Raw genomic sequence first — 1,316 nt, 5'->3', positions numbered from 1 at the left:
AAAAATCCGCCTGATCCGTATCAGCAACCCTGGCTTTGCGCACCTGTGCAGCTTCTCTACGGATACGGGATAATACCCGTTCGTCCGGTGATACATATTTTTTGGCAATCCCTGTTAACCGCTGAATATCATATTTCCGTGGTTTAAGGGTGAAATAAAACGTCTTCGATTTACCACTGGCAAAATGCTCGGTATAGGACTGCTGCAGTTCTGCATCCCGGCCAAAACCAAGAATAAAGCGTCCATCCTCCGCTAACCGGACTTCCCGGTTGTCATAAACAATCCGACTGCCGACTGATGCCTGACCGACCAAAATACCTCCGGGTGTCAGCTGGCTCTGCAGACCCTCTGCGCTCACCATCACAGACAACACCAGAAGCAAAAAACCTGTAGCGAGATGCATTTAGCCGTTCTCCTTTGATCATCTACAAGAATATCAGTATTACTAACCCGTCAGTATTACTAACCCGTCAGTATTACTAACCATAGTGTTATAAATTTTTGGCTCAGCGTTTTGTATGTTATTTCACTACCTTGATTAAAACGCTCAACACAGCGGATTGTACTAAAGAAAATTTGGATAATGGAGAGTATCTATGGTTAATTCAATTTCCAGCACTGACACTGGCTCTGGCAAGACAGATATATCTGACAGTAGCACGGTATCACCAGGGCAATTCGGCCACAGGAAGACCACAGGGCAGTCAACTGCAACCGAAATCGAGCACGGACAGCCACGTACTGACATGTTGGCAAAACCAACTTTAAAAGCGCGGCTGATTTATCCATTAAAGACCATCAGAAACCGCATGTTTTCCACCATCTTGAACGGTGGCTGCCTCGGTTTCCTGACGAGCGTTGGAGTCGGCATGGGAACCGGTGCTACATTAGGATTTACTCTGGGTTTAATACCCCAGGCATTAGATTCTTTGCTGAATGCTAATGCAAACTCCTATATCAGAAAGTGCATCGCTAACGGGGTAGGAGCGGGCGTATTTGTCGGTGCCTTCCTGGGAATAGGCATTGGCGCGGTTACCGCTCTGGCATCAGTGGCTATTGGCCTTGTGCTTGGCGTGGTTAATGTGCCAAGGGACATTTATCATGCGGCAACCCTGGATGCACCCCGTCTGGATGTGCCAAAGACTCAGACGACATGGCTCGCAGACAAAACCAGAGATTTATTTACCACATTTGATGACTGATGTTACGCACCTCTACCATACGTAGTGCCTGATCATTTGGACAAAATACGACTGATGGTAGTAAACGACAGTGAAGTGCGTAACCAGGAGGCTGTCCGAGAATAGACTGCCCTA

Annotated in this window: 1 protein-coding gene and 1 pseudogene; one reads left to right on the top strand and one right to left on the bottom strand. The window is 47.3% G+C overall.

From position 1 onward, the window contains the following. Nucleotides 1-403 (bottom strand): annotated as a pseudogene (locus KDK14_RS10735) (M23 family peptidase); the annotation flags it as partial. Between the two features lie 193 nt (nucleotides 404-596). Between KDK14_RS10735 and KDK14_RS10730 the strand changes: the two are divergent. Continuing rightward, nucleotides 597-1,202: a hypothetical protein gene (locus tag KDK14_RS10730; RefSeq protein ID WP_257265104.1), complete on the top strand. Its 606-nt coding sequence runs from the start codon at nucleotides 597-599 to the stop codon at nucleotides 1,200-1,202. Nucleotides 1,203-1,316 lie beyond the last annotated feature (114 nt).

This window comes from Endozoicomonas sp. ONNA2 (assembly GCF_024606365.1).
Lineage (GTDB): Bacteria > Pseudomonadota > Gammaproteobacteria > Pseudomonadales > Endozoicomonadaceae > Endozoicomonas.
This window is presented reverse-complemented; position numbering and strand designations above follow the sequence as displayed.